The organism is Salinimicrobium sp. CAU 1759, from assembly GCF_054482715.1.
The window spans coordinates 569847-590781 of record NZ_JBTLRK010000001.1 but is presented as its reverse complement, the minus strand read 5'-3'; the positions used below and the strand labels follow the sequence as shown (position 1 = coordinate 590781).

At 41.8% G+C, this 20935-nt stretch carries 23 protein-coding genes; 11 read left to right on the top strand and 12 right to left on the bottom strand.

Annotated elements, in window-relative coordinates:
- Nucleotides 1-106: 106 nt before the first annotated feature.
- Complete coding sequence (gene recJ / locus ACXYMT_RS02685) at nucleotides 107-1804, bottom strand: single-stranded-DNA-specific exonuclease RecJ (RefSeq protein ID WP_459057544.1); 1698 nt, start codon at nucleotides 1802-1804, stop codon at nucleotides 107-109.
- Between the two features lie 155 nt (nucleotides 1805-1959).
- Here recJ and ACXYMT_RS02680 point away from each other — a divergent pair, with 155 nt between their 5' ends.
- Nucleotides 1960-2310: a hypothetical protein gene (locus ACXYMT_RS02680; RefSeq protein ID WP_459057543.1), complete on the top strand. Its 351-nt coding sequence runs from the start codon at nucleotides 1960-1962 to the stop codon at nucleotides 2308-2310.
- A 2-nt stretch (nucleotides 2311-2312) separates the two neighbouring features.
- Here ACXYMT_RS02680 and rsmI read toward each other — a convergent pair whose 3' ends face one another.
- On the bottom strand, nucleotides 2313-2981 hold the full coding sequence (gene rsmI, locus ACXYMT_RS02675) for a 16S rRNA (cytidine(1402)-2'-O)-methyltransferase (protein ID WP_459057542.1): 669 nt from the start codon (nucleotides 2979-2981) through the stop codon (nucleotides 2313-2315).
- A 9-nt stretch (nucleotides 2982-2990) separates the two neighbouring features.
- Nucleotides 2991-3782, bottom strand: a complete 792-nt coding sequence (locus ACXYMT_RS02670) for a hypothetical protein (protein ID WP_459057541.1) — start codon at nucleotides 3780-3782, stop codon at nucleotides 2991-2993.
- A gap of 100 nt (nucleotides 3783-3882) precedes the next feature.
- Between ACXYMT_RS02670 and ACXYMT_RS02665 the strand changes: the two genes are divergently transcribed.
- From ACXYMT_RS02665 to ACXYMT_RS02630, 8 genes are all read left to right on the top strand, one after another.
- The gene (locus tag ACXYMT_RS02665) at nucleotides 3883-4551 is read left to right on the top strand and encodes a thymidine kinase (RefSeq protein WP_459057540.1); all 669 of its coding nucleotides are present in this window, start codon (nucleotides 3883-3885) and stop codon (nucleotides 4549-4551) included.
- On the top strand, nucleotides 4523-5632 hold the full coding sequence (gene alr / locus ACXYMT_RS02660) for an alanine racemase (protein WP_459057539.1): 1110 nt from the start codon (nucleotides 4523-4525) through the stop codon (nucleotides 5630-5632). Before ACXYMT_RS02665 ends, alr begins: the two co-directional genes overlap by 29 nt.
- A gap of 35 nt (nucleotides 5633-5667) precedes the next feature.
- Nucleotides 5668-6105 carry a large-conductance mechanosensitive channel protein MscL gene (mscL, locus tag ACXYMT_RS02655; protein WP_459057538.1) on the top strand — a complete coding sequence of 146 codons (438 nt, stop codon included), beginning with the start codon at nucleotides 5668-5670 and terminating at the stop codon, nucleotides 6103-6105.
- 1 nt (nucleotide 6106) lies between these two features.
- Nucleotides 6107-6316: a hypothetical protein gene (locus tag ACXYMT_RS02650; protein ID WP_459057537.1), complete on the top strand. Its 210-nt coding sequence runs from the start codon at nucleotides 6107-6109 to the stop codon at nucleotides 6314-6316.
- A gap of 298 nt (nucleotides 6317-6614) precedes the next feature.
- Entirely contained in the window at nucleotides 6615-7604 is a 990-nt protein-coding gene (locus ACXYMT_RS02645; protein WP_459057536.1) for an aspartate-semialdehyde dehydrogenase, read from the top strand.
- 22 nt (nucleotides 7605-7626) lie between these two features.
- A complete protein-coding gene (locus tag ACXYMT_RS02640; RefSeq protein WP_459057535.1) occupies nucleotides 7627-7914 on the top strand; it encodes a hypothetical protein in 288 nt (95 codons plus the stop codon).
- 149 nt (nucleotides 7915-8063) lie between these two features.
- Nucleotides 8064-10235 carry a prolyl oligopeptidase family serine peptidase gene (locus ACXYMT_RS02635; protein ID WP_459057534.1) on the top strand — a complete coding sequence of 724 codons (2172 nt, stop codon included), beginning with the start codon at nucleotides 8064-8066 and terminating at the stop codon, nucleotides 10233-10235.
- Between the two features lie 92 nt (nucleotides 10236-10327).
- Nucleotides 10328-11296, top strand: coding sequence for an ABC transporter ATP-binding protein (locus ACXYMT_RS02630; protein ID WP_459057533.1), 969 nt, complete (start codon nucleotides 10328-10330; stop codon nucleotides 11294-11296).
- Nucleotide 11297: 1 nt separating this feature from the next.
- On the opposite strand, the gene ACXYMT_RS02625 is transcribed toward ACXYMT_RS02630, so the two are convergent.
- The 9 genes from ACXYMT_RS02625 to pdxA form a co-directional block, all read right to left on the bottom strand.
- On the bottom strand, nucleotides 11298-11753 hold the full coding sequence (locus tag ACXYMT_RS02625; RefSeq protein WP_459057532.1) for a hypothetical protein: 456 nt from the start codon (nucleotides 11751-11753) through the stop codon (nucleotides 11298-11300).
- Nucleotides 11753-12421, bottom strand: coding sequence for a monofunctional biosynthetic peptidoglycan transglycosylase (gene mtgA / locus ACXYMT_RS02620; protein ID WP_459057531.1), 669 nt, complete (start codon nucleotides 12419-12421; stop codon nucleotides 11753-11755). Before mtgA ends, ACXYMT_RS02625 begins: the two co-directional genes overlap by 1 nt.
- Nucleotides 12422-12423: 2 nt before the next feature.
- The gene (locus ACXYMT_RS02615) at nucleotides 12424-13539 is read right to left on the bottom strand and encodes an NAD(P)/FAD-dependent oxidoreductase (RefSeq protein WP_459057530.1); all 1116 of its coding nucleotides are present in this window, start codon (nucleotides 13537-13539) and stop codon (nucleotides 12424-12426) included.
- A gap of 167 nt (nucleotides 13540-13706) precedes the next feature.
- Nucleotides 13707-15053: an acetyl-CoA carboxylase biotin carboxylase subunit gene (gene accC / locus ACXYMT_RS02610; RefSeq protein WP_459057529.1), complete on the bottom strand. Its 1347-nt coding sequence runs from the start codon at nucleotides 15051-15053 to the stop codon at nucleotides 13707-13709.
- A 41-nt stretch (nucleotides 15054-15094) separates the two neighbouring features.
- A complete protein-coding gene (gene accB, locus ACXYMT_RS02605) occupies nucleotides 15095-15592 on the bottom strand; it encodes an acetyl-CoA carboxylase biotin carboxyl carrier protein (RefSeq protein WP_459057528.1) in 498 nt (165 codons plus the stop codon).
- 20 nt (nucleotides 15593-15612) lie between these two features.
- Entirely contained in the window at nucleotides 15613-16608 is a 996-nt protein-coding gene (locus ACXYMT_RS02600; protein ID WP_459057527.1) for a beta-ketoacyl-ACP synthase III, read from the bottom strand.
- Between the two features lie 170 nt (nucleotides 16609-16778).
- Nucleotides 16779-16976: a 50S ribosomal protein L32 gene (rpmF, locus tag ACXYMT_RS02595; RefSeq protein ID WP_006988996.1), complete on the bottom strand. Its 198-nt coding sequence runs from the start codon at nucleotides 16974-16976 to the stop codon at nucleotides 16779-16781.
- 9 nt (nucleotides 16977-16985) lie between these two features.
- A complete protein-coding gene (locus ACXYMT_RS02590; RefSeq protein ID WP_459057526.1) occupies nucleotides 16986-17522 on the bottom strand; it encodes a YceD family protein in 537 nt (178 codons plus the stop codon).
- Between the two features lie 96 nt (nucleotides 17523-17618).
- A complete protein-coding gene (pdxA, locus tag ACXYMT_RS02585) occupies nucleotides 17619-18665 on the bottom strand; it encodes a 4-hydroxythreonine-4-phosphate dehydrogenase PdxA (protein WP_459059138.1) in 1047 nt (348 codons plus the stop codon).
- A 58-nt stretch (nucleotides 18666-18723) separates the two neighbouring features.
- On the opposite strand from pdxA, the gene ACXYMT_RS02580 reads away from it, so the two are divergent.
- Both ACXYMT_RS02580 and ACXYMT_RS02575 read left to right on the top strand, forming a co-directional pair.
- Nucleotides 18724-19314 (top strand): riboflavin synthase, encoded by a 591-nt coding sequence (locus ACXYMT_RS02580; protein WP_459057525.1) that lies wholly within the window; start codon nucleotides 18724-18726, stop codon nucleotides 19312-19314.
- Nucleotides 19315-19833: 519 nt separating this feature from the next.
- The gene (locus ACXYMT_RS02575) at nucleotides 19834-20895 is read left to right on the top strand and encodes a transporter substrate-binding domain-containing protein (RefSeq protein ID WP_459057524.1); all 1062 of its coding nucleotides are present in this window, start codon (nucleotides 19834-19836) and stop codon (nucleotides 20893-20895) included.
- The last annotated feature ends 40 nt before the right edge of the window (nucleotides 20896-20935 follow it).

Sequence of the window (20935 nt, the reverse complement as noted above, 5' to 3'; positions counted from 1 at the left end):
AACATCTCATTACCAGAAACTTTTTTAGACCAACTACAGGGAAAATTGTTGAAGAGCAAGTGAGCTATTGCAACTGTAAGAATTCAGCAACAAGATCAATGGATAATTAATTGACTTCCAGATCCTTCAGCTTTAATTGAAGGCTGACATTCCCCTGGAATTCATTTTCCTCAATGCAATATGCAGCCTTAACGGTTTTACCTTTAGCTACCAGGTCGCACTTCTTACCAAGATCAAAACCAATAGCATCAAAACTACGGTTGTTTTCTTTCTGGAATAGCCGGGCCTTAAGGTGCCTGTCATCTCCACCAACACAACGGGCATAACCGGTATCTTTGAGATTTCGGGTCATAAATACGGGTGACATGTTTCCGGGTCCAAAAGGAGCAAACTGCTTCAGGATCCTATGGAATTTCGGGGTAATATCCTTAAGATCTATTTCAGCATCTATTTGTACCTCAGGAATGAGCAGGTGTGGATCTATGGTCGAAGAAACCACCTCCTCAAACTTCCTTTTAAAGTTCTCGTATTGTTCAGAGAGCAGGGTCAATCCTGCTGCGTATTTATGACCTCCAAACTGCTCAATGAATTCACTGCACCCTTCGAGGGCATCATATACATCAAAACCGCGTACAGAGCGTGCAGAGGCCGCCAGTTTTTCACCGCTTCTTGTAAAAACAAGAGTTGGGCGGTAGTAGGTTTCGGTGAGTCTTGACGCCACAATGCCTATAACACCTTTGTGCCAAGTCTCCCTGTAAACCACGGTGGTCTTCCTTTCCTGCTCATTGAGCTCTTCAATTTGAGCCAGCGCCTCTTCGGTAATAATCTTATCTGTATCCCTGCGGTTTTTGTTGTATTCTTCTATTTCGGCAGCAAAAATTCTCGCCTGTGCCATATTTTCTTCCGTAAGCAGGTTAACGGCATGCAGGCCGTGCTTCATCCTTCCGGCAGCATTGATCCTAGGTGCGATAATGAAAACGACATCGGTTAAAGTTAGATGATCCTTTTTCACCTGTTCGAGAATCGCCGAAAACCCTGCCCGGGGAGCCGCATTTATAACCTGAAGACCGTGATAGGCAAGAATACGATTCTCACCGGTCACAGGAACGATATCTGCCCCAATAGCTGTTGCAACCAGGTCAAGGTACGGAATGAGCAAATCAAAGGATTCTCCTCGTTTTTCATTCAAGGCTTGCAGCAATTTAAATCCAACACCACAACCACAGAGCTCCTTATAAGGATACTCACAATCCTGTCTTTTAGGGTCCAGCACTGCAACTGCAGAAGGAATTTCAGCACCCGGCCTGTGATGGTCGCAAATGATAAAGTCGATGCCTTTTTCTGAAGCATAGGCCACTTTATCTATAGCTTTAATTCCGCAGTCAAGGGCAATAATGAGGCTGATATCATTATCTGCAGCAAAGTCAATTCCCTTATATGAAACTCCGTAACCTTCTTCATACCTATCGGGAATATAAGTGGCAACATTGGGATAGATCTTTTTTAGATATGAAGAGACCAGTGCTACACTCGTAGTTCCATCAACATCATAATCCCCGAAGACCATAATATTTTCTCCTTTTTGAAGCGCCTGTTCAATTCGCTCTATTGCGACATCCATATCTTTCATAAGGTATGGATCGTGAAGATCTTCCAAACTGGGCCTAAAAAATTTCTTTGCCGCTTCGAAAGTTGTGATCCCCCGCTGAGCTAAAAGGGAAGCTATTGGCTTTTCTACCCCCAGTACTGCAGCAAGATGGTCTACAACTTGAGAATCGGGTTTTGGTTTGAGGGTCCAGCGCATAATTTTTTTTCAAAAATACATATTGTTACCAGAAATTATCCTCCTACAGAATTCCGTAATTGAAGAATTGAAGAAAATTCTCTCTCCTGATGTTCCAAAAATGATCTTTTTAAAGCTCTTTAATTTTTGAGTACATTGGCTGAAACAACATCGACATGAAATTAAAATTTATACTTCTCGTACTTTCCACATTTACTCTGGCCTGTAACTCCGATTCCATAAAAACGGAAAGAGCTGAGGAAAGCTTTACCATATCTAACTCTAACAGTCTGGAGTTCCTGTTATCCACCGGCATTCCTATTGAAGGAGGCTTTAGTATACATGAGCAAGCAGAACAGTTTAAAGTGAGTGAAATCCAGATCAAAGATGAAGGGGTATTTTATGTCTATACTCCGGAAGCAGGATTTAAAGGAACAGTTATCGTCAAAATTAAAAGAGAAGATTCAAATGGAGCTGAGATCTATGCTCAAACCATTACCACCCTAAAGATCACAGTCACAGAATAATTCTATTTTCCGGCAACTATAACTACAATTTCCCCTTTTGGAGGCTTTTTCTCATAATGGGCCAGAACCTCAGCTGCAGTACCTCTTACAGTCTCTTCATGTAGTTTAGTGATTTCCCTGGAAACTGAGACCTGACGATCTTCTCCAAAGTATTCGGCAATTTGAGCCAATGTCTTAAGCAGTTTATGTGGGGATTCATAGAGGATCATTGTACGGGTTTCCTGCGCCAGTAACTCCAGGCGGGTCTGTCTTCCCTTCTTTACCGGAAGAAATCCTTCAAAAACGAATTTATCATTTGGAAGTCCGCTGTTTACAAGTGCAGGGACAAAAGCTGTTGCCCCGGGAAGGCAATCCACCTCTATTCCGGCTTCCACACAGGCCCGGGTGAGTAGAAATCCGGGGTCACTGATGGCCGGCGTGCCGGCATCACTGATCAAAGCTACGTTCTTTCCATTTTGAATTTGCCTCACAATACCTTCCACCGTCTTGTGCTCGTTGTGCATGTGATGGCTCTGCATATGGGTATCAATATCGAAATGCTTCAGGAGTTTCCCGCTGTTACGGGTATCTTCAGCTAAAATAAGATCAACCTCCTTTAGAACCCGAATAGCCCGGAAGGTGATATCTTCCAGGTTCCCAATGGGAGTTGGCACCAGATAAAGTTTTGCCATGAATTTTGTCTAATCGAATTTCTTCTCAACAATAGCAAGGAACCTGCTTTCGTACTCTTCCTTGCCCTCCCAATTATTATAGTCGGGTTTTACCATATTGGAAACGAAATTGAAAGCTTCCTCTTTTGATTTGATGGTGTTGAGCTGGGACAACACCCGGTTGTAGTCTGATGTACTCCCCTCAAAAAGGTGCTTTACAAAGGCCATTCTATCATTAAGACCAATGTTGATGCCTTTTTTGAGTCGGTCGTTGAGAGAACGTGGTTTGTCCTGAGAAGAACCTGAACGGGTTACGGGTTCGAATTGCGGAAGGTTGTCGTAGTGCACACCTCCAATATCCTTCATGTCATTTTTCTTGTAATTGCCCGATTCTATATGGGCAAAGAGATCATCTATCTGCTGAGATTCGGGTGGCATCTGGGCCACGATATCCTTGATCTTTTCTGTGTTAGGTTCGGTGATCTCTTCAGAATCATTGTACTCAAGGCCGGTAGGGTTGTATTCATCCGGTTCGGGAGCAGTTGCTTCCTGTTTTACAGGTTCATGCCTTTTGGCAGGTGCTTTCTCCTCCTGCTTCTTTTCCTTTGGTGCTTCCACTTTTTGAGCAGTTTTCACTACTTCCCGCTCCCTCTTTTCCGCGGCAGTATAAAGACCGGATTCGGTAAAATTGTAAATGGTAAGTTTTTCGTACAACCCTTTAGCCAACTCCTTCAACTCTCCTGTAGAAACCTGTTCCTGATCTTTTAAAAGAGTAATTTTTTCGGCCAAAGCCACTAAATCTTCTTTCAACTGCTTTTTCATAACTTTCATACTTGCAAACTAATTGCGGTTGTATTTTTAATAAATTTGTGTCACCTTTATCAAAAGCGACATCTGCTTTTTGGGTCTTGAAAAATACAAAATGTTTCTCGAAAATACAGTAAATCATAAGGAGCAATTTGGGTGGATTGAAGTTATATGCGGTTCGATGTTCTCGGGAAAGACCGAAGAGCTTATACGCAGACTCAAGCGTGCCAAATTTGCCAAACAAAAGGTCGAAATTTTTAAACCGGCCATAGATACCCGCTATAATGAGGAAATGGTAGTTTCCCATGACTCCAATGAGATTAGGTCTACCCCTGTACCTGCTGCCGCCAATATAAGGTTGCTGGCAGATGACTGTGATGTGGTGGGAATTGACGAAGCTCAATTCTTCGATCAGGAAATAGTCTCTGTATGCAACGATCTCGCGAACAGAGGTGTAAGGGTTATAGTCGCCGGTCTCGACATGGATTTCAAGGGAAATCCTTTTGGCCCCATGCCTAATCTCATGGCAACTGCCGAATATGTGACAAAAGTTCATGCTATTTGCACCCGCACAGGAAATCTTGCTCAATACAGTTATCGCAAGACCTCAAATGAAGATCTCGTGATGCTGGGCGAGACCGAGGAGTATGAACCCCTTAGCCGGGGAGCTTTCTACAAAGCCCGGTTAAAGGAAAAACTAAGAAATTTCGAGGTAAGAGACCCTGAAGAATTAAGAGATACTAAAAGAAGTGAACATGCCGAAAGCCAGGGAGACCTTACTTGAGATTGACCTCAATGCCTTAGCGCACAACTACGATTACATAAGATCCAAAATAGATAAAGATGTCAAATTCATGGCTGTGGTCAAGGCTTTTGGCTACGGAAGTGATGTCAAAGGGATCGCTAAGAAACTGGTTGAACTGGGTGCCGACTACTTTGCGGTAGCCTATACTTCGGAAGGGATCGCTCTTCGACAAGCAGGTATTGAGACTCCAATTTTAGTACTTCACCCACAGTCGGCCAACTTTGAAGCTATTATTGAGAATTGCCTGGAGCCCAGTCTCTACAGTAAATTTGTTCTGGAGGAATTCATAAAGACTGCGGAAAAGGATAAACTGAAGGATTATCCGATCCACCTGAAGTTCAATACGGGCCTAAACAGGCTTGGTTTTTCAGAAAAAGAAACTCCGGTAGTCAGAGATCTGTTAAAAGGTACAACAGCAGTTAAAGCCAGGTCCTTCTTTTCGCATTTGGCAGCAAGTGAAGACTGGAGGGAAAGAGAGTTCACACTGGAGCAGATCCACACCTTCAGAAGAATAGCTTTAAAGCTTTATGACGAGTTGGGATACCGGCCTATGCTACACATTTGCAATACCTCGGGAATTATTAATTATCCAAAGGCGCATTTTGATATGGTGCGATCGGGAATTGGATTGTATGGCTTCGGAAATGATGCACCCGAAGATCAAAAGCTTAAACCAATTGGTACTTTAAAAACAATAGTCTCTCAAATCCACATTATGGAAAAAGGTGAGACTTTGGGTTATAATCGTGCTTTTACTGCAGAAAAAACTACCAAAACCGCCACTCTGCCCATAGGCCATGCCGACGGGATCAACAGGCAATATGGAAATGGTCGTGCAGGAGTAATGATCAATGGAAAGTATGCTCCCATTATTGGAAACGTGTGTATGGATATGATCATGGTAGACATTACAGGTATTGAATGTGATGAGGGAGATGAAGTCATTGTTTTTGGAGGACCTCAACATGCAACGGAATTCGCTGCAAAAGGAAATACTATTTCCTATGAATTGATAACCGGGATCTCGCAAAGAGTAAAAAGAGTATTAATCGAAAATTAATTTTTACATTTACTCGAACCCTAACCAACTAAATTATGTCTTTTTTCAAAGATTTTAAGGCCTTTCTCATGAAAGGTGACATTATCGCTCTGGCTACAGCAGTAGTTGTAGGAGCTGCTTTTAACAAGATCGTATCTTCTGTAGTTGCCGATATCATTATGCCGCTGATAGGCGTGATTACCGGCGGAGTTGATTTCTCTCAGAAGTTTATTTCGCTTGACGGTAATGAATACGAAACTCTGGACGCAGCAAAAGAAGCCGAAGCTGCCGTAATCACTTATGGCAATGTGATCCAGGCTATTATCTATTTTATTATAGTAGCATTTTTTATCTTCCTTGTCCTAAGAGCATATGAAAGAACCAAAACAAAGAAGGAAGCGCCGAAAGTAACAGAGCCCAAAGGCCCTTCACAAGAACAATTACTGACCGAAATAAGAGACGAGCTTAAAAAGCAGAATTCCGGTACGGCTTAACTTGAAGAATATTCTAATCTATTATTTTAGTCTTGTTGCGCCGCTTGTTCTCCTTATGTTATTTTGGGAGCAACTGGATTCCACTATAGCTCTAGCCTTTCTGGCCGGCTATGTTTTTATTTACCGCACCTGGCTTGCACAAGATTATTTCAAAAAGGTCTCATCCCTAAAGAGGAAATATGGAAGGTGTCATTTAATGGCTCACGAATGAACCATTTTAAAGCTTTATATTTGGAGAAATAGATAAAAAGACACGTAGTAACCGCTACGCTACATATCCTAACCTCAAACCCCCGCCAAAAGCGGGGGTCTTTTTTGAATTCTCCATTTTAACAATTTGTGAAAAGTGGTTATAAAAATGTTGTTACTACACAATTTTCCTTCCGGCATCGAGTTAGTTCTCTAAGAGTACAATACCTTTGCACTCAAAATTATAAGGAATTAATTTTCCCGGAAATTTCCTTCCAAAAATGACATTTTGGAGAGGTATTAAATTTAAAGAATATAATATGAAAATAGCAGTTGTAGGTGCCACCGGAATGGTGGGACAGGTGATGTTAAAAGTACTTGCAGAAAGAAATTTTCCTGTGACCGAATTACTACCGGTGGCTTCAGAAAGATCTGTGGGCAATAAGATCACCTTTAATAATAAGGAATATAAAGTCATAGGTCTTGAGGAGGCCGTAGCACAACGTCCCGATATCGCCCTATTTTCGGCAGGAGGTGAAACTTCTCTGGAGTGGGCGCCTAAGTTTGCCGAAGTAGGAACAACAGTGATCGACAACTCTTCGGCCTGGAGAATGCATCCCGAAAAGAAACTTGTGGTTCCCGAGATAAATGCTTCAGAACTAACAAAAGAAGACAAGATCATTGCTAATCCTAACTGTTCGACTATACAAATGGTATTGGCTCTTGCTCCACTCCACAAGAAATATGGAGTTCAGCGAGTCGTGGTTTCAACTTACCAATCCATTACAGGAACCGGAGTGAAAGCCGTTCAGCAACTAGAGAACGAATACAAAGGAGAACAGGGGGAAATGGCGTATCCTTATCCCATTCACAGAAACGCTATTCCGCAGTGTGACGTTTTTGAAGATAACGGTTACACTAAAGAGGAGATGAAACTTACTAAAGAGACCAAGAAGATCTTAAAAGATGACAGCGTTCACGTAACGGCTACGGCAATAAGGATTCCGGTTGTTGGTGGGCATAGTGAGTCTGTAAATGTCACTTTTAAAGAAGATTTCGAAATTAACGAAGTAAGAAGTTTATTAAATGATTTTCCGGGAGTGACGGTGCAGGATAATACCGACGTTAAAACTTATCCTATGCCTATTTATGCTGAAGGAAAAGATGACGTTTTTGTAGGTCGTATAAGACGCGATTTTTCTCAGCCTAATTCCCTTAACATGTGGATCGTTGCCGATAACCTTAGAAAAGGGGCAGCTACTAACGCCATTCAAATTGCAGAATATCTGGTAGAACAGAAGTTGGTATAAATTAAAACCTAACCTGAACAGAATGAAGGTGGAAAATTTGCTCAATGCATCAAAATTGTTGATAGCAACCTTGATCATAAGCGCCTATTTCCTCACTCTGTTCCTGGTAGACCATTATGAACTGGATCATTTCCTTATCGGCTTTTTTGGAGAACTACTTACAATTCCATTTCTCCTGGCCCAGATCGTATTTTTGGTCCTCGGTTTTTATTTACTCCTGACTCAAAAGCATCAAAGAAATTTGATCGTAGTTAGTATTTTGATCTTATCAATTTGCTCCCTTCTCACCTTCGGAAGCATATTTCGATAGGTGCTTAAAGGTTTAAAGGTGAAAAAATATTAAGTGCCAAAAATGTCATTTTTGGAACCTTTTTTAAGGCTGCACCTTCAAGTGCAGCCTTTCTTATTAAAGTTGTCAGGAATTTCTTTAATTTTAGGACCGTTCTTAAAACCTGAGATATGAAAAAAACAATATTTACAGTACTTGCTGCCGGAGCACTGGCTTCCTGTGGCGGCACACAACAACAGGAACCACCCGTTCCCCCAACACCTCAAACCCCATCTACAGCTTTGGAATATCCTCAAACACGTAAAGGTAACACCGTAGACACCTATTTTGGAACTGAAGTTAAAGATCCTTACCGCTGGCTCGAAGATGACCGCAGCGCAGAGACCGAAGCCTGGGTAAAGGCGCAAAATGCAGTCACATTTGCATATCTCAACCAGATCCCGTTTAGAGATGAGCTCAAAAAAAGACTTACCGAGCTTTGGAACTATGAAAAACTGAGCGCTCCTAATGAAGAAGGAGGCTGGATATACTTCAGTAAAAATGATGGTCTACAAAACCAAAGTGTGATCTATCGCAAGAAAACTGAAGACGCAGAACCAGAGGTTTTTCTTGATCCGAACAAATTCAGTGAAGATGGAACTACTTCCCTTGCCGGGATGAGCTTTTCTGAAGACGGAAAAACTCTTGCCTATAGTATTTCTGAAGGCGGAAGCGACTGGAGAAAAGTGATCATCATGGATGCTGAAACCCGGGAGATAAAAGAAGATACTTTGATCGATGTGAAGTTCAGCGGAATCTCATGGAAAGGTAACGAAGGTTTCTACTATTCAAGCTATGATAAACCTGAAGGAAGTGAGCTTTCAGCCAAAACAGATCAGCATAAACTCTATTACCACAAGTTAGGCACTCCCCAGAGCCAGGACAAGGTGGTCTTTGGAGCCACGCCTGAGCAAAAACATCGCTATGTAGGTGGCAATGTATCAGAAGATAACCGTTACCTGTTTATTTCGGCTAACACGTCTACATCGGGTGGAAAGCTATTCATGATGGACTTGACAAAAGACAATCCTACTATTGACACCATAGTGGGCCATGAGCGAAATGAAAGCTATGTTATTGATAACCGTGGTAGCAAATTGTTCATAGTGACAAACCTCGATGCTCCAAACAGAAAGATCGTAACTGTAGATGCTGCCAATCCAACTCCGGAAAATTGGGTAGATCTTATTCCTGAAACTGAAAATGTACTTAGCCCTTCAACCGGAGGTGGGTACATCTTTGCTGAATACATGCAGGATGCAGTTTCTAACGTGAAGCAGTATGATTACGAAGGTAAGCTGGTAAGAGAAGTAGACCTTCCCGGTATAGGAACTGTTGGTGGCTTCGGCGGAGAAAAAGATGAAAAGGATCTGTATTACAGCTACACAAATTATGTAACCCCCGGTAGCATCTATAAGTATAATGTTGAAAGCGGAACTTCAGAACTATACAACCGCCCCGATGTAAATTTCAATCCGGATAATTACACTAGTGAGCAGGTTTTTTATACTTCCAAAGATGGCACAAAGATCCCAATGATCATTACCTATAAAAAAGGTGCCAAAATGAATGGTAAGAATCCTACTATCCTTTATGGTTACGGGGGATTCAATGTGAGCCTTACCCCTTCCTTCAGCATCGCCAATGCAGTATGGATGGAGCAAGGCGGAGTTTATGCTGTTCCAAACCTTCGGGGAGGTGGAGAGTACGGCAAAGAATGGCACGATGCAGGAACAAAAATGCAGAAGCAGAATGTTTTTGATGACTTTATTGCTGCCGCAGAATACCTTATCGACAACAACTATACTTCAAGAGATTATTTAGCTATTCGAGGGGGGTCAAATGGAGGCCTTTTGGTAGGGGCTACCATGACTCAGCGTCCTGATCTAATGAAAGTGGCTTTGCCGGCTGTAGGAGTTCTTGATATGCTTCGTTACCATACCTTTACTGCAGGGGCAGGATGGGCTTATGACTATGGTACTGCCGAGCAAAGTGAGGCGATGTTCAACTACCTGAAAGGATATTCTCCGGTTCATAATGTAGAAAGCGGAGTAGAATATCCTGCGACCCTCATCACCACAGGGGATCACGATGATCGCGTAGTTCCTGCTCATTCCTTTAAATTTGCTGCCGAGCTTCAGAAAAAACAGGCGGGAGATGAGCCGGTTTTAATAAGGATAGAAACCAATGCAGGCCATGGTGCAGGCACTCCGGTAAGTAAGACTATAGAACAGTATGCAGACATCTTTGGTTTTACGCTTTACAACATGGGATTTAAGAGTCTTCCAAATAATGTAGAGTAACATAAACTTTATAATTTACACCTCTTTAAAAAGCCTTCCTACGAAGGCTTTTTTCTATTAAAGCCGTAAATTTACAATTCAATAATTAGCTTATGTTAAAGGTTAAAAACCTTTCTTTTGCCTATGGAGAAAAACCGGTTTTAAAGAACCTTAGCTTTGGTATTGAAAAAGGTGAGATCATTTCTATAATTGGCGCAAGTGGCTGTGGAAAAAGCACGCTTCTTCAATCTATTTATGGATTACATCACGTAGACGGAAAGATCTTTTGGAATGAAGAGCAACTCCTGGGACCAAATTTCAATATTGTTCCCGGAGAAGATTTCATGAAGTACCTCACACAGGATTTTGATCTCATGCCACCATTAAGCGTGGCCGAAAATGTTGGCAAGTACCTGTCTAATGCTTATCCCCGCAAAAAATTACAAAGGGTGAATGAACTGCTAGACCTGGTAGAAATGAGGGAGCTTTCGAAGGTGAAAGCAAAATTTCTTAGTGGAGGCCAGCAACAACGCGTCGCTCTGGCAAGAACCTTGGCCAAACCTCCCGAAGTCCTGCTCCTGGATGAACCCTTTAGTCATATCGACCACTTCCGGAAAAATAAACTAAGAAGAAATCTTTTTAGCCACCTTAAGCAAAATGGTGTTACCGTGCTCATTGCTACGCATGATAGTACAGATGCACTTTCTTATGCCGATAAAACTATTGTTATGAAGGGCGGTAGATTAATCGCTATGGGTAAACCCGGAGAACTTTACAATGATCCAAAAAATGCCTACATTGCTTCTCTTTTTGGCGAGGTCAATGAGTTGCCTGCAACACTTTTTTTTAAAGATGTGCCCTCTCGAAAAAAGGTGATCCTCTATCCTCACGAGATCCAGATTACAGATTCCGGCAGACACATAGCTATAGTCAGAAATAGTTTTTTTAAAGGCAGTCACTTTTTGATCGAAGTGGAAATGGAGAATCAAATTATTTTCCTTGAAGGTCCGGTAGCTCAGAAAATAGGCAAATCTCTCCACCTCAATTTCAACCCGGAGATACTCGAAAAAAGGATAAGGTAATTTAGAATATCTCCAGAATTTCTATTTTCCTGTCATTAAAGTGAATGGTGTCACCGGTTGATCTTCCTGTGAGATTTTTAGCTATTGGCGCTGTTGCCCCAATACTATAGAATTTTTCTCCTTCTATAATAAACTCTCCGGCAGGAATGGCGATAAAATAATTGGCCATTGAAGTTCGAACTCCACTACCAAAACCGGCATTAGCATCTATTCGGCCAGGCGGGATCATACGGAGAGTTTTTCGCAGCTTTTGAAATTCCTCATGCTGCCCGGCCAGCTTCTCAAATTCCAGGTGGAGCATTGCCCTTCCCGTTTCGTATTTATCCCCCATAGAGCATTTCGTTTCCAGCTTTAGGGCAGCTTGAAGATCATCTATGGCCGTCTGAACTGTTTGAAGCTTTTTCTCTACATAAGCTTCACAGGCGTCTAAAAGTTTCTGTTTTGTTCCTGCACTCATCAGTCCAGCTTTATTGGTCCCAAATTCCTCATTTGTCTCACGATCCATCCTTGTCTCCCCTGGATATAACTGCTGGCCGGTTTAGCGTTGTACTGCCTTGGATTAGGAAGAATAGCAGCAATAGCTGCGGCTTCATAGGCAGTGAGATTCTCTGCCGATTTCCCGAACCACACCCTGGCAGCAGCCTCTGCCCCATAGATCCCTTTGCCCATTTCAATACTATTGAGATACACTTCAAGAATTCGTTCTTTGCTCCAAAACAACTCTATTAAGAAGGTAAAGTAGACCTCAAGTCCTTTTCTAAACCAACTACGCTGCGGCCAAAGAAATACATTTTTGGCAGTTTGCTGGGAGATGGTGCTTGCTCCTCTTAGCCTTTTACCCTTCTTATTTTCCTCCATCGCTTTCTTAATGGCTTCGTAGTCAAATCCATTATGATTCGGGAAATTTTGATCTTCACTTGCTATTACAGCCACCTTAAGGTTGTTTGATATTTTTTCCATTGGAACCCACTCATGCCGTATATCTTCGTCGGGGTTTTCAAAATATCTTACTGCCATTAGCGGAGTAAAAGGCACGGGAAGCCACTTATACACAAGAACCATTAACAGGCTAAAAAGGAATAACCCCAGGAGCAGCTTTAGTATAAATCTGAAAAATTTTTTCATAGTTATTCTATTAGATCGGCCAGTTCTTTCCCTACGAGGCTGCCAATTGCCACACCCATTCCGCCGAGACGAACCCCGCAGAAGACATTTTTGGATACCTTCTTGATAACGGGTTTTTTCTGCTCGCCCACCCCCATTATCCCGCTCCAGCGTCTGTCGATCTTAAAAGGAGTGTCGGGTAAAATGACATTTTTGAGAAGGCTTTCCAATCGCTGTTGAATAAGGGCTGTAAGAGCCAATTCAGTTGTTTCTTCACCTTTCAGGTTGAGATTGCGGCCACCTCCCAGGAGGATCCTGTTGTTGATGTTTCTAAAATAGTAATAACCTTTATCCATGTGGAAAGTACCTTTGATAGGCAAATCAGGTATTGGTTCGGTCACCAGCACCTGTGCCCTGGCAGGCTTTACTTCCGGAATACCGAGCTGGGAGGCAAAGCCATTAGTGGCAATGATTAATTTTGCTGTATAAAAGCTCAAATGCTCTGTCTCTACTTCTACGGAATCATTTTCTTCGGAAAAATCGTTGACGGTTACAGAATTCAAGATCCTTACTCCAGCCGCCTGCACTTTCTGAAGTAAAGCAGACATCATTTTACCGGTGTCCAGCTGACCTTCAAATTTGTTGTAGATCAAATTCTCCTGCACCTTTCCGAAGTTGAATTTGTTCCCGGTAATACTGAAGACATCCTCTCCAAAAATAGGATTTAGAAGATCATTTACTTTTGCCATTTTTGAAACACAGGCATTGTACAAATCCTCCTCTGCAGTCGTGAAAAGCTCATAACCTCCATTTACCTGCAAGTCAATATTCTTACTACCCAGGTTATCTTTGAGTAGCTCCAGGCCGTGCATACGTTTTCTCACCAATTCAACCACTTCTTCTTCAGAGTGGTTTTCCAGGTCATCCAGAATTTCACTTAAACTTCCGAAGCAGGCAAATCCCGCATTCTTGGTGCTGGCTCCATTGGGTAACAGTCCTCTTTCCAGCACAACTACCTTTGATTCAGGAAACCTCCTTTTTAGGTGCAGTGCGCAATTGAGGCCGGTGATACCGCTACCAACTATGGTGAAGTCAATATTCGAGAACCAGGAATCCTGCTCCCAATAAGAAAAGCTCATGAATATGTCATTTTTTACACCTCTGGAAAACACTTGTTTCAGAAGCATCTAAAGGTATAAAAAAAGACCGCTGCGCTCCAAGAACGAAGAACGAGGACAATATCAAAAGAAAGACCCCACAGATTTTGAAAACCTGTGGGGTCTGGTATATGATATCTAAAAAAAATTTATTCTATTGGATTCATTTTAAATGACTCCATGAACTTTGTGGTGTAATTACCCGCAACATAATCGGGTTCATCCATTAACTGTCGGTGGAAAGGGATGGTAGTTTTTATACCTTCAATTACAAACTCATCCAATGCACGTTTCATTTTACTTATAGCTTCCTCACGGGTTTGTGCTGTAGTGATCAATTTGGCGATCATCGAATCGTAGTTTGGCGGAATCACATATCCACTGTAAACATGGGTGTCAATTCTCACACCGTGTCCACCCGGTGCATGAAGATTGGTGATCTTCCCCGGAGAAGGTCTAAAGTTGTTATATGGATCTTCGGCATTGATACGGCATTCTATTGAATGCAGTTGTGGCTCATAATTCTTTCCGGAGATTGGTACTCCTGCCGCTACTAGTATTTGTTCCCTTATAAGGTCGTAATCTATTACCTGTTCGGTAATTGGATGCTCCACCTGGATTCGGGTGTTCATTTCCATGAAGTAGAAGTTCCTGTGCTTGTCTACCAGAAATTCAACAGTTCCAGCACCTTCATACTTGATGTATTCGGCTGCTTTAACGGCCGCATCTCCCATTTGCTTTCTCAGCTTATCGGTCATAAATGGAGATGGCGTTTCCTCGGTAAGCTTTTGGTGACGGCGCTGCACAGAACAGTCTCTTTCGGAAAGGTGACATGCTTTACCGGAGCTGTCTCCTACTACCTGAATCTCAATGTGCCTTGGCTCCTCGATGAGTTTTTCCATATACATCCCATCATTTCCAAAGGCGGCACCTGCTTCCTGCCGGGCAGATTCCCAGGCTTTTTTCAAATCTTCCTTTTTCCAAACGGCACGCATTCCCTTACCACCACCACCGGCAGTGGCCTTCAGCATCACGGGATATCCCATATCTGCAGCGATATTTTCGGCTTGCTCATAGGATTCCAGTATCCCTTCAGACCCGGGAACACAAGGAACTCCCGCAGCTCTCATAGTAGCTTTTGCGGTAGCTTTATCTCCCATTTTTTCGATCATTTCGGGACTGGCTCCAATGAATTTTATATCATGCTCTGCACAGATCTTTGAAAACTTGGCGTTTTCAGAAAGAAATCCGTAACCGGGATGAATAGCATCTGCATTGGTGATCTCGGCAGCTGCAATTATGTTTGAGATCTTTAAGTAAGAAAGGTTGCTGGGAGGTGGGCCAATACAAACGGCTTCATCGGCAAAGCGAACATGGAGACTCTCTGCATCGGCGGTAGAATATACCGCCACGGTCTTGATGCCCATTTCCCTACAGGTGCGAATAACGCGTAAAGCGATCTCACCCCTGTTGGCAATTAATATTTTTTTGAACATACCTGTATAGTTTTAACTGTAGGGTAAACTGCTAACAGCTGTTAAGACGGATCTACTAGGAATAATGGTTGATCGAATTCTACCGGAGAGGAATCATCTACCAATACTTTTACGATCTTACCGGACACTTCACTTTCGATCTCGTTGAAAAGTTTCATGGCTTCAATAACGCAAAGCACATCTCCCTCTTTCACGGAATCTCCCACTTCTACAAAAGCATCTTTATCTGGAGATGGTTTTCTATAGAAGGTTCCAATAATTGGAGACTTTATAGTGATATATCCTTTATCCTCCTGACCCGCTGCTTTTTCTTCACCTCCTGTTGGCTGTGATTCCTGCTGAGGTGCCTGAGGTTGCTGCTGAACAGGTTGTTGCATTTGCGGTGCTGCCTGCATAGGCATTTGTTGCAGGATCGTGGTTTCTCTTTCGTCAGATCCGGTTTTGATGGTGATCTTTACATCATCCATTTCCAGCTTTACTTCACTGGCTCCAGATTTGGCCACGAACTTAATTAGATTCTGAATTTCTTTTAAATCCATAATATTTAGTGTTGGGTGTTTTAAGAATTATAAGCCCACTTAAGGTATATTGAACCCCAGGTGAAACCTCCTCCAAAGGAAGCAAAAATAAGATTATCTCCTTTTTTTAATTGCTTTTCAAAGTCACTGAGTAACAACGGCAAAGTGGCCGAAGTTGTATTTCCATAACGTTGAATGTTCATAAGTACTTTAGAATCATCCAGTCCCATGCGCCCCGAAGTGGCATCTATGATTCGTCGGTTAGCCTGGTGTGGCACCAACCAGTCCACATCTTCATTGGTGAGATTATTGCGCTCCATAATTTTGGCACTAACATCGGCCATATTGGTTACGGCAAACTTAAATACCGTTTTACCATCCTGAAAAACATAGTGCTCCTTATCGGCCACAGTTTGCGCAGTGGCAGGAATTAAAGAGCCACCTGCAGTAATTTTAAGAAATTCCCTCCCGGTACCGTCACTTTTAAGGATCTCATCCTGTAACCCAAGCCCTTCTTCATTGGCTTCAAAAAGTACTGCCCCGGCACCATCTCCAAAAATGATACAAGTGGTCCTGTCTGTATAGTCAATTATTGAAGACATTTTATCGGCACCAATCACCAGTACCTTTTTATATCTACCAGATTCAATATAAGCTGCTGCAGTAGACATCCCGTAAAGGAAGCTTGAGCAGGCTGCCTGCAGGTCATAAGAAAAAGCATTCACAGCTCCTATTTGTGTCGCCACATATACACCTGTTGCTGCAACAGGCAAATCGGGCGTAGCTGTTGCCATGATCAAAAGGTCGATCTCGGCAGGATCTATTCCAGATTTGTTGATGAGATCTTCGGCTGCCTTTATAGCGAGATATGAAGTTCCTTTGTCGGAGTCTTTGAGGATTCGGCGTTCTTTAATACCTGTTCTTGAAGTGATCCATTCGTCATTGGTATCTACCATGGTCTCAAGAACCTTGTTAGACAACACAAACTCAGGTACATATCCGCCTACAGCTGTAATTGCTGCTGTTTTTCTATTCATAAAAATGCAATTTATGCCTCTGTAAAAGATTTAGATCCCTGATAAACAGTAAATTACTAAATCCTCAAAATACAGCGGTGCAAATTAAGGTGTTTTTAGCACTTTATCAACTTAAAACAAAAAACTCTCACAATGTGAGAGTTTTGTATAGTGTTCAAAGCCTCTTAAAATTAAGCCTCTACTTCTTCGGTATTGTCTATAAGAACCTGTCCACGATAGTAAAGTTTACCTTCATGCCAGTGAGCTCTGTGGTATAAATGAGCTTCTCCTGTAGTTGGATCTGTAGCTATTTGTGGTACAGAGGCTTTGTAATGCGTTCTTCTTTTATCTCTCCTCGTTTTTGAGGTCTTTCTTTTAGGATGTGCCATGGCTGCGTATTATTTATCGTTTAATAAATTTTTTAATTTGTTCCAGCGGGGATCTATATCCTCCTCTGCTTTAATCTCTTTTTCCCGCGGACTTAATTCGTCCAGCTTTTCAAGTACATCTGACTTTAGAGTGCCGTCAAGCACTCCCGGATGAACCCTTTTTGACGGAACGGCCAAAACCAGCATTTCATAAATATACTGCTGAATGTTGACTTCATACTCACCATGTGGCAAGATCAAAATGTCTTCATTATCATCATTATATTCATGACCAAACTTTATTACCAGGAACAATTCGCTTTCAATTGGCTGGTCGTAAAGTTCATTGGTAAGGTCACAGTTAATGTTTACCGCTCCCGATGCCTTAAAAGTGAGCTCCAGCATAGTAGATTTTTTCTCCAAAAGAAGATCGACCTTAATGTGGGCGCTATTAAATTCATCGTAGTCAAAATGTTCAAAGAACTTGTTGTCAATGTTGTACTCGAACTGGTGCTTTCCTTGTTTAAGACCCACAAAAGGGATCGTAAACTCCTTTAGTTTCCTCATTTCATCATCAGTTTCAAGTGCCTACCCCTCAGGATAAGGCGGGTGCAAAGATATAAAAATTAATGAATTGCCTATTCTTTATAAACAAATTTTTGTTTATATCTTTTTACCCTGTTTCTTTAGTACATTTTGGGTAAGTTCATCATACTCCTCCCGACTGCGAAAGATATCTATTCCTTTAAAAACAGCTTCTTTGAAAGAATGATGATCTGCCTGATCTTTGCCTGCAATCTCGTATGCCGTTCCATGATCTGGGGAGGTGCGCACCTTGCTTAATCCGGCTGTAAAATTCACCCCGTTCCCAAAAGAGAGGGTTTTGAAGGGAATAAGGCCCTGGTCGTGATATGACGCCACAATAGCGTCGAAATTCTTGTAATTTCCGCTTCCGAAGAAACTATCGGCCGAATAGGGTCCAAAAACGAGCTTTCCTGAATTTCTTATCTTTTCAAGGGTTGGTTTCATGATTTCCTCATCCTCTTTCCCAATAACTCCGTTGTCGCCGCTATGAGGATTTATTCCCAAAACTGCTATTTTGGGCTGATCAATTCTAAAATCCTGCTGAAGAGTCTTGTAAATTATTCTGATCTTTTTTTCAATAAGTTGTGGGGTAATGGTCGATGCAACATCCTTTACCGCCACATGATCTGTCAATAATCCAACTTTTAAAGTATCTGTGATCATAAACATAAGACTATCTCCCCCCAGCTCTTTCGCCAGGTAATCTGTATGACCCGGAAATTGAAATTCCTCACTTTGGATATTGTGCTTATTAATGGGTGCTGTAACCAAAATATCAATATCACCCTTTCTCAATGCACCGGTAGCTGCCTGCAGGGAAAGGAAGGCATATTGTCCTGCTTCGGGAGTTTCCTCTCCAAAACTGATATTTACATTCTCCTTCCATACGTTGACAACATTGAACTTATTATCAATCGCTTGTGAGGCTTCATCAATTCCCTGGAAAGCTATATCAATATTTAGTTTCTTTTTAATGAAGGTGATAGTTTTTGCCGAAGCAAAAACAACAGGGGTACAAAGCTCCATCATACGAACATCTTCGAAGGTCTTTAGTACGATCTCGCTCCCAATACCATTGAGATCTCCAATACTTATACCCACCCTTATTTTATCTCCAGATTTCATAATGATTCCCTGTATTTGTCCTATTTTTATACCTGCAAAGGTAATTAATAATAAGAGAATGTTTACAGGCATTATAGAAGAACTGGGAGTAGTAACAGGGCTGGAAAAAAAGCGGGAGAATTTAAATATTACTATTAAAGCAAACATTAGTTCAGAGCTAAAAATCGATCAAAGTGTGGCCCATAATGGAGTGTGTCTTACCGTGGTAGATATTAAGGGAGAAGAATATACAGTTACAGCTATAGATGAAACTCTTTCCAAAACAAATTTGGGGGAGTTAAAGGCGGGAGATATAGTTAACCTTGAACGGGGAATGAAGTTGGGAGCGCGCCTGGACGGGCACATCGTTCAGGGCCATGTAGATCAAACTGCCCTTTGTACAGGTGTGAGAGAAAAGGAAGGAAGCTGGGAATTTAATTTTGAATACGATCCCGGACTGCAAAATATAACTATTGAAAAAGGCTCTATTACCATAAACGGTGTTAGCCTTACAGTTGTAAATTCAGGAAAGAATAACTTCAGCGTGGCTATAATACCTTACACCTATAAGCATACAACCTTCCAACTCCTCAAAGAGGGGACAAGAGTAAATCTCGAATTCGATGTAATTGGGAAATATGTAAAGCGGCTCACCGAGCTTAATCAATAAGTTCCTGTCTCTTCTGAAGAAAAAAAAGAGAAAAAGCTCCCAGAGCTACACCCGAGATGAATAAGGGGTACAAATAATCATTTATAGGCAAACACAAACCTGGAGGTGGTGGTGGTGGTTTACCATTTCCCGGGGTGTCTAATCTATCACACGGCCCCTGTCCTGTGGAGGGCCCGCCCTGGTTTTGCATCTGTGGTTCCGGTGGATTTTGGCTGTAAACAGCAAAGCTTATACCGGCTACAGTAAAAATCACAACCCAGTATTTCACCCATTTACCCATTATCAGACTAATCAAAAAACTTGAACTCTAAGAATTGCCAAGATGCAACTTATTCTGCTTTTACCTACTTATCTTAAAATCAAAAATATAAAATAAAATAACGCATTTTAAAGCCTTAGGTCAAAAATAGGAATCTACTTACAAATTTTTTGACCAACACCCTGTTCTTAAACACCTGCGAACCACCTAAATATGGAGTTTCTTTAGAATTTTATACCTTCATCCCAACAACACGTTTTATGAAAAAATTAAGTATATCCCTTCTTCTCATTTTAGTCGGTTTCACTGTCAATGCACAGGATTCCTTAGTCTCTGAAAAATCTCCACTCGTAATTGGCCTAACTCAGGCCCCTCCTTTTGTCATGGAAAAAGATGGTAACTTTTCGGGCTTGAGTATTGAGTCCTGGAGACTTGTGAATAGGAAACTGAATTCAGATTATGAATTCAGGGAATTTAAAAATCTAGAAACACTGCTTGCCGCGGTAGAAAAAGGGGATGTGGATTTTAGCATCAATCCAATAACAGTCACCGATCAAAGGATGAGCCGAATGGATTTTTCACAACCCTATTTCATCTCCTATACCGGTATTGCCCGTAAAAGTGGATCTACCTTTTGGAGGTTTTTGTCTAATATTTTTAGCTGGAACTTCTTATCGGCCATATTGGTCCTGGTAAGCGTGATCTTTATTTTTGGATTCCTTGTTTGGGTATTTGAAAGAAAAAAGAATAAAGAAGAGTTCGGGTCTGGATTAAAAGGTGTACTCCAGGGTTTCTGGTGGAGTGCAGTTACTATGACCACTGTAGGTTACGGAGACAAATCTCCCCGAACTTTTGGGGGTCGTTTCATCGGACTCATTTGGATGTTCATGGCGATAATTATGATCTCAACGCTTACAGCCGGTATAGCATCATCTCTTACCGTTCACAATATTCAGGAAGATATTTCTTCGGTTCAGGATCTCGACAGGTTTGAGGTTTACACGGTTAAAAGTTCCAGCGCACAGGAACTCCTGGAGCAATATGGGGTTGGCTCCTCCGTAGTATCTAATGCAGATGAAGGTCTTGCAGCTTTACTAGAAGGTAAAAACAACCTGTTCGTTTATGACAAACCTATTCTAAGCCATCGAATAGAAGAAAAGGGTTTGGAAGACGAACTTGTTGTTCTGGAAAACAACCTCAAAAAAGATTATTACAGCTATAGCTTTCCTAAAGATTCAGAGCTTTTAAATAAAATAAATCCAATCCTGGTCGGGACCTTGAAGACCATGGAGTGGTCCAGCCTTATTTCCACTTACAAATAAGATTTAATTCTATCTCATTTTAATGCAGCTTTTCCCTGCC

Excerpts from the sequence above, each read along its gene's own strand:
- accB (WP_459057528.1), bottom strand. The coding sequence starts at position 15,592 with ATGGATTTAAAAGAAATTCAGAATCTAATTAAGTTCGTGGCCAAATCT.
- ACXYMT_RS02680 (WP_459057543.1), top strand. The coding sequence starts at position 1,960 with ATGAAATTAAAATTTATACTTCTCGTACTTTCCACATTTACTCTGGCC.
- pdxA (WP_459059138.1), bottom strand. The coding sequence starts at position 18,665 with ATGAAATCTGGAGATAAAATAAGGGTGGGTATAAGTATTGGAGATCTC.
- alr (WP_459057539.1), top strand. The coding sequence starts at position 4,523 with ATGCCGAAAGCCAGGGAGACCTTACTTGAGATTGACCTCAATGCCTTA.
- ACXYMT_RS02575 (WP_459057524.1), top strand. The coding sequence starts at position 19,834 with ATGAAAAAATTAAGTATATCCCTTCTTCTCATTTTAGTCGGTTTCACT.
- ACXYMT_RS02630 (WP_459057533.1), top strand. The coding sequence starts at position 10,328 with ATGTTAAAGGTTAAAAACCTTTCTTTTGCCTATGGAGAAAAACCGGTT.
- ACXYMT_RS02600 (WP_459057527.1), bottom strand. The coding sequence starts at position 16,608 with ATGAATAGAAAAACAGCAGCAATTACAGCTGTAGGCGGATATGTACCT.
- ACXYMT_RS02665 (WP_459057540.1), top strand. The coding sequence starts at position 3,883 with ATGTTTCTCGAAAATACAGTAAATCATAAGGAGCAATTTGGGTGGATT.
- rsmI (WP_459057542.1), bottom strand. The coding sequence starts at position 2,981 with ATGGCAAAACTTTATCTGGTGCCAACTCCCATTGGGAACCTGGAAGAT.
- ACXYMT_RS02625 (WP_459057532.1), bottom strand. The coding sequence starts at position 11,753 with ATGAGTGCAGGAACAAAACAGAAACTTTTAGACGCCTGTGAAGCTTAT.
- ACXYMT_RS02670 (WP_459057541.1), bottom strand. The coding sequence starts at position 3,782 with ATGAAAAAGCAGTTGAAAGAAGATTTAGTGGCTTTGGCCGAAAAAATT.
- mtgA (WP_459057531.1), bottom strand. The coding sequence starts at position 12,421 with ATGAAAAAATTTTTCAGATTTATACTAAAGCTGCTCCTGGGGTTATTC.
- ACXYMT_RS02645 (WP_459057536.1), top strand. The coding sequence starts at position 6,615 with ATGAAAATAGCAGTTGTAGGTGCCACCGGAATGGTGGGACAGGTGATG.
- recJ (WP_459057544.1), bottom strand. The coding sequence starts at position 1,804 with ATGCGCTGGACCCTCAAACCAAAACCCGATTCTCAAGTTGTAGACCAT.
- ACXYMT_RS02580 (WP_459057525.1), top strand. The coding sequence starts at position 18,724 with ATGTTTACAGGCATTATAGAAGAACTGGGAGTAGTAACAGGGCTGGAA.
- rpmF (WP_006988996.1), bottom strand. The coding sequence starts at position 16,976 with ATGGCACATCCTAAAAGAAAGACCTCAAAAACGAGGAGAGATAAAAGA.
- mscL (WP_459057538.1), top strand. The coding sequence starts at position 5,668 with ATGTCTTTTTTCAAAGATTTTAAGGCCTTTCTCATGAAAGGTGACATT.
- ACXYMT_RS02590 (WP_459057526.1), bottom strand. The coding sequence starts at position 17,522 with ATGAGGAAACTAAAGGAGTTTACGATCCCTTTTGTGGGTCTTAAACAA.
- ACXYMT_RS02635 (WP_459057534.1), top strand. The coding sequence starts at position 8,064 with ATGAAAAAAACAATATTTACAGTACTTGCTGCCGGAGCACTGGCTTCC.
- ACXYMT_RS02640 (WP_459057535.1), top strand. The coding sequence starts at position 7,627 with ATGAAGGTGGAAAATTTGCTCAATGCATCAAAATTGTTGATAGCAACC.
- accC (WP_459057529.1), bottom strand. The coding sequence starts at position 15,053 with ATGTTCAAAAAAATATTAATTGCCAACAGGGGTGAGATCGCTTTACGC.
- ACXYMT_RS02615 (WP_459057530.1), bottom strand. The coding sequence starts at position 13,539 with ATGAGCTTTTCTTATTGGGAGCAGGATTCCTGGTTCTCGAATATTGAC.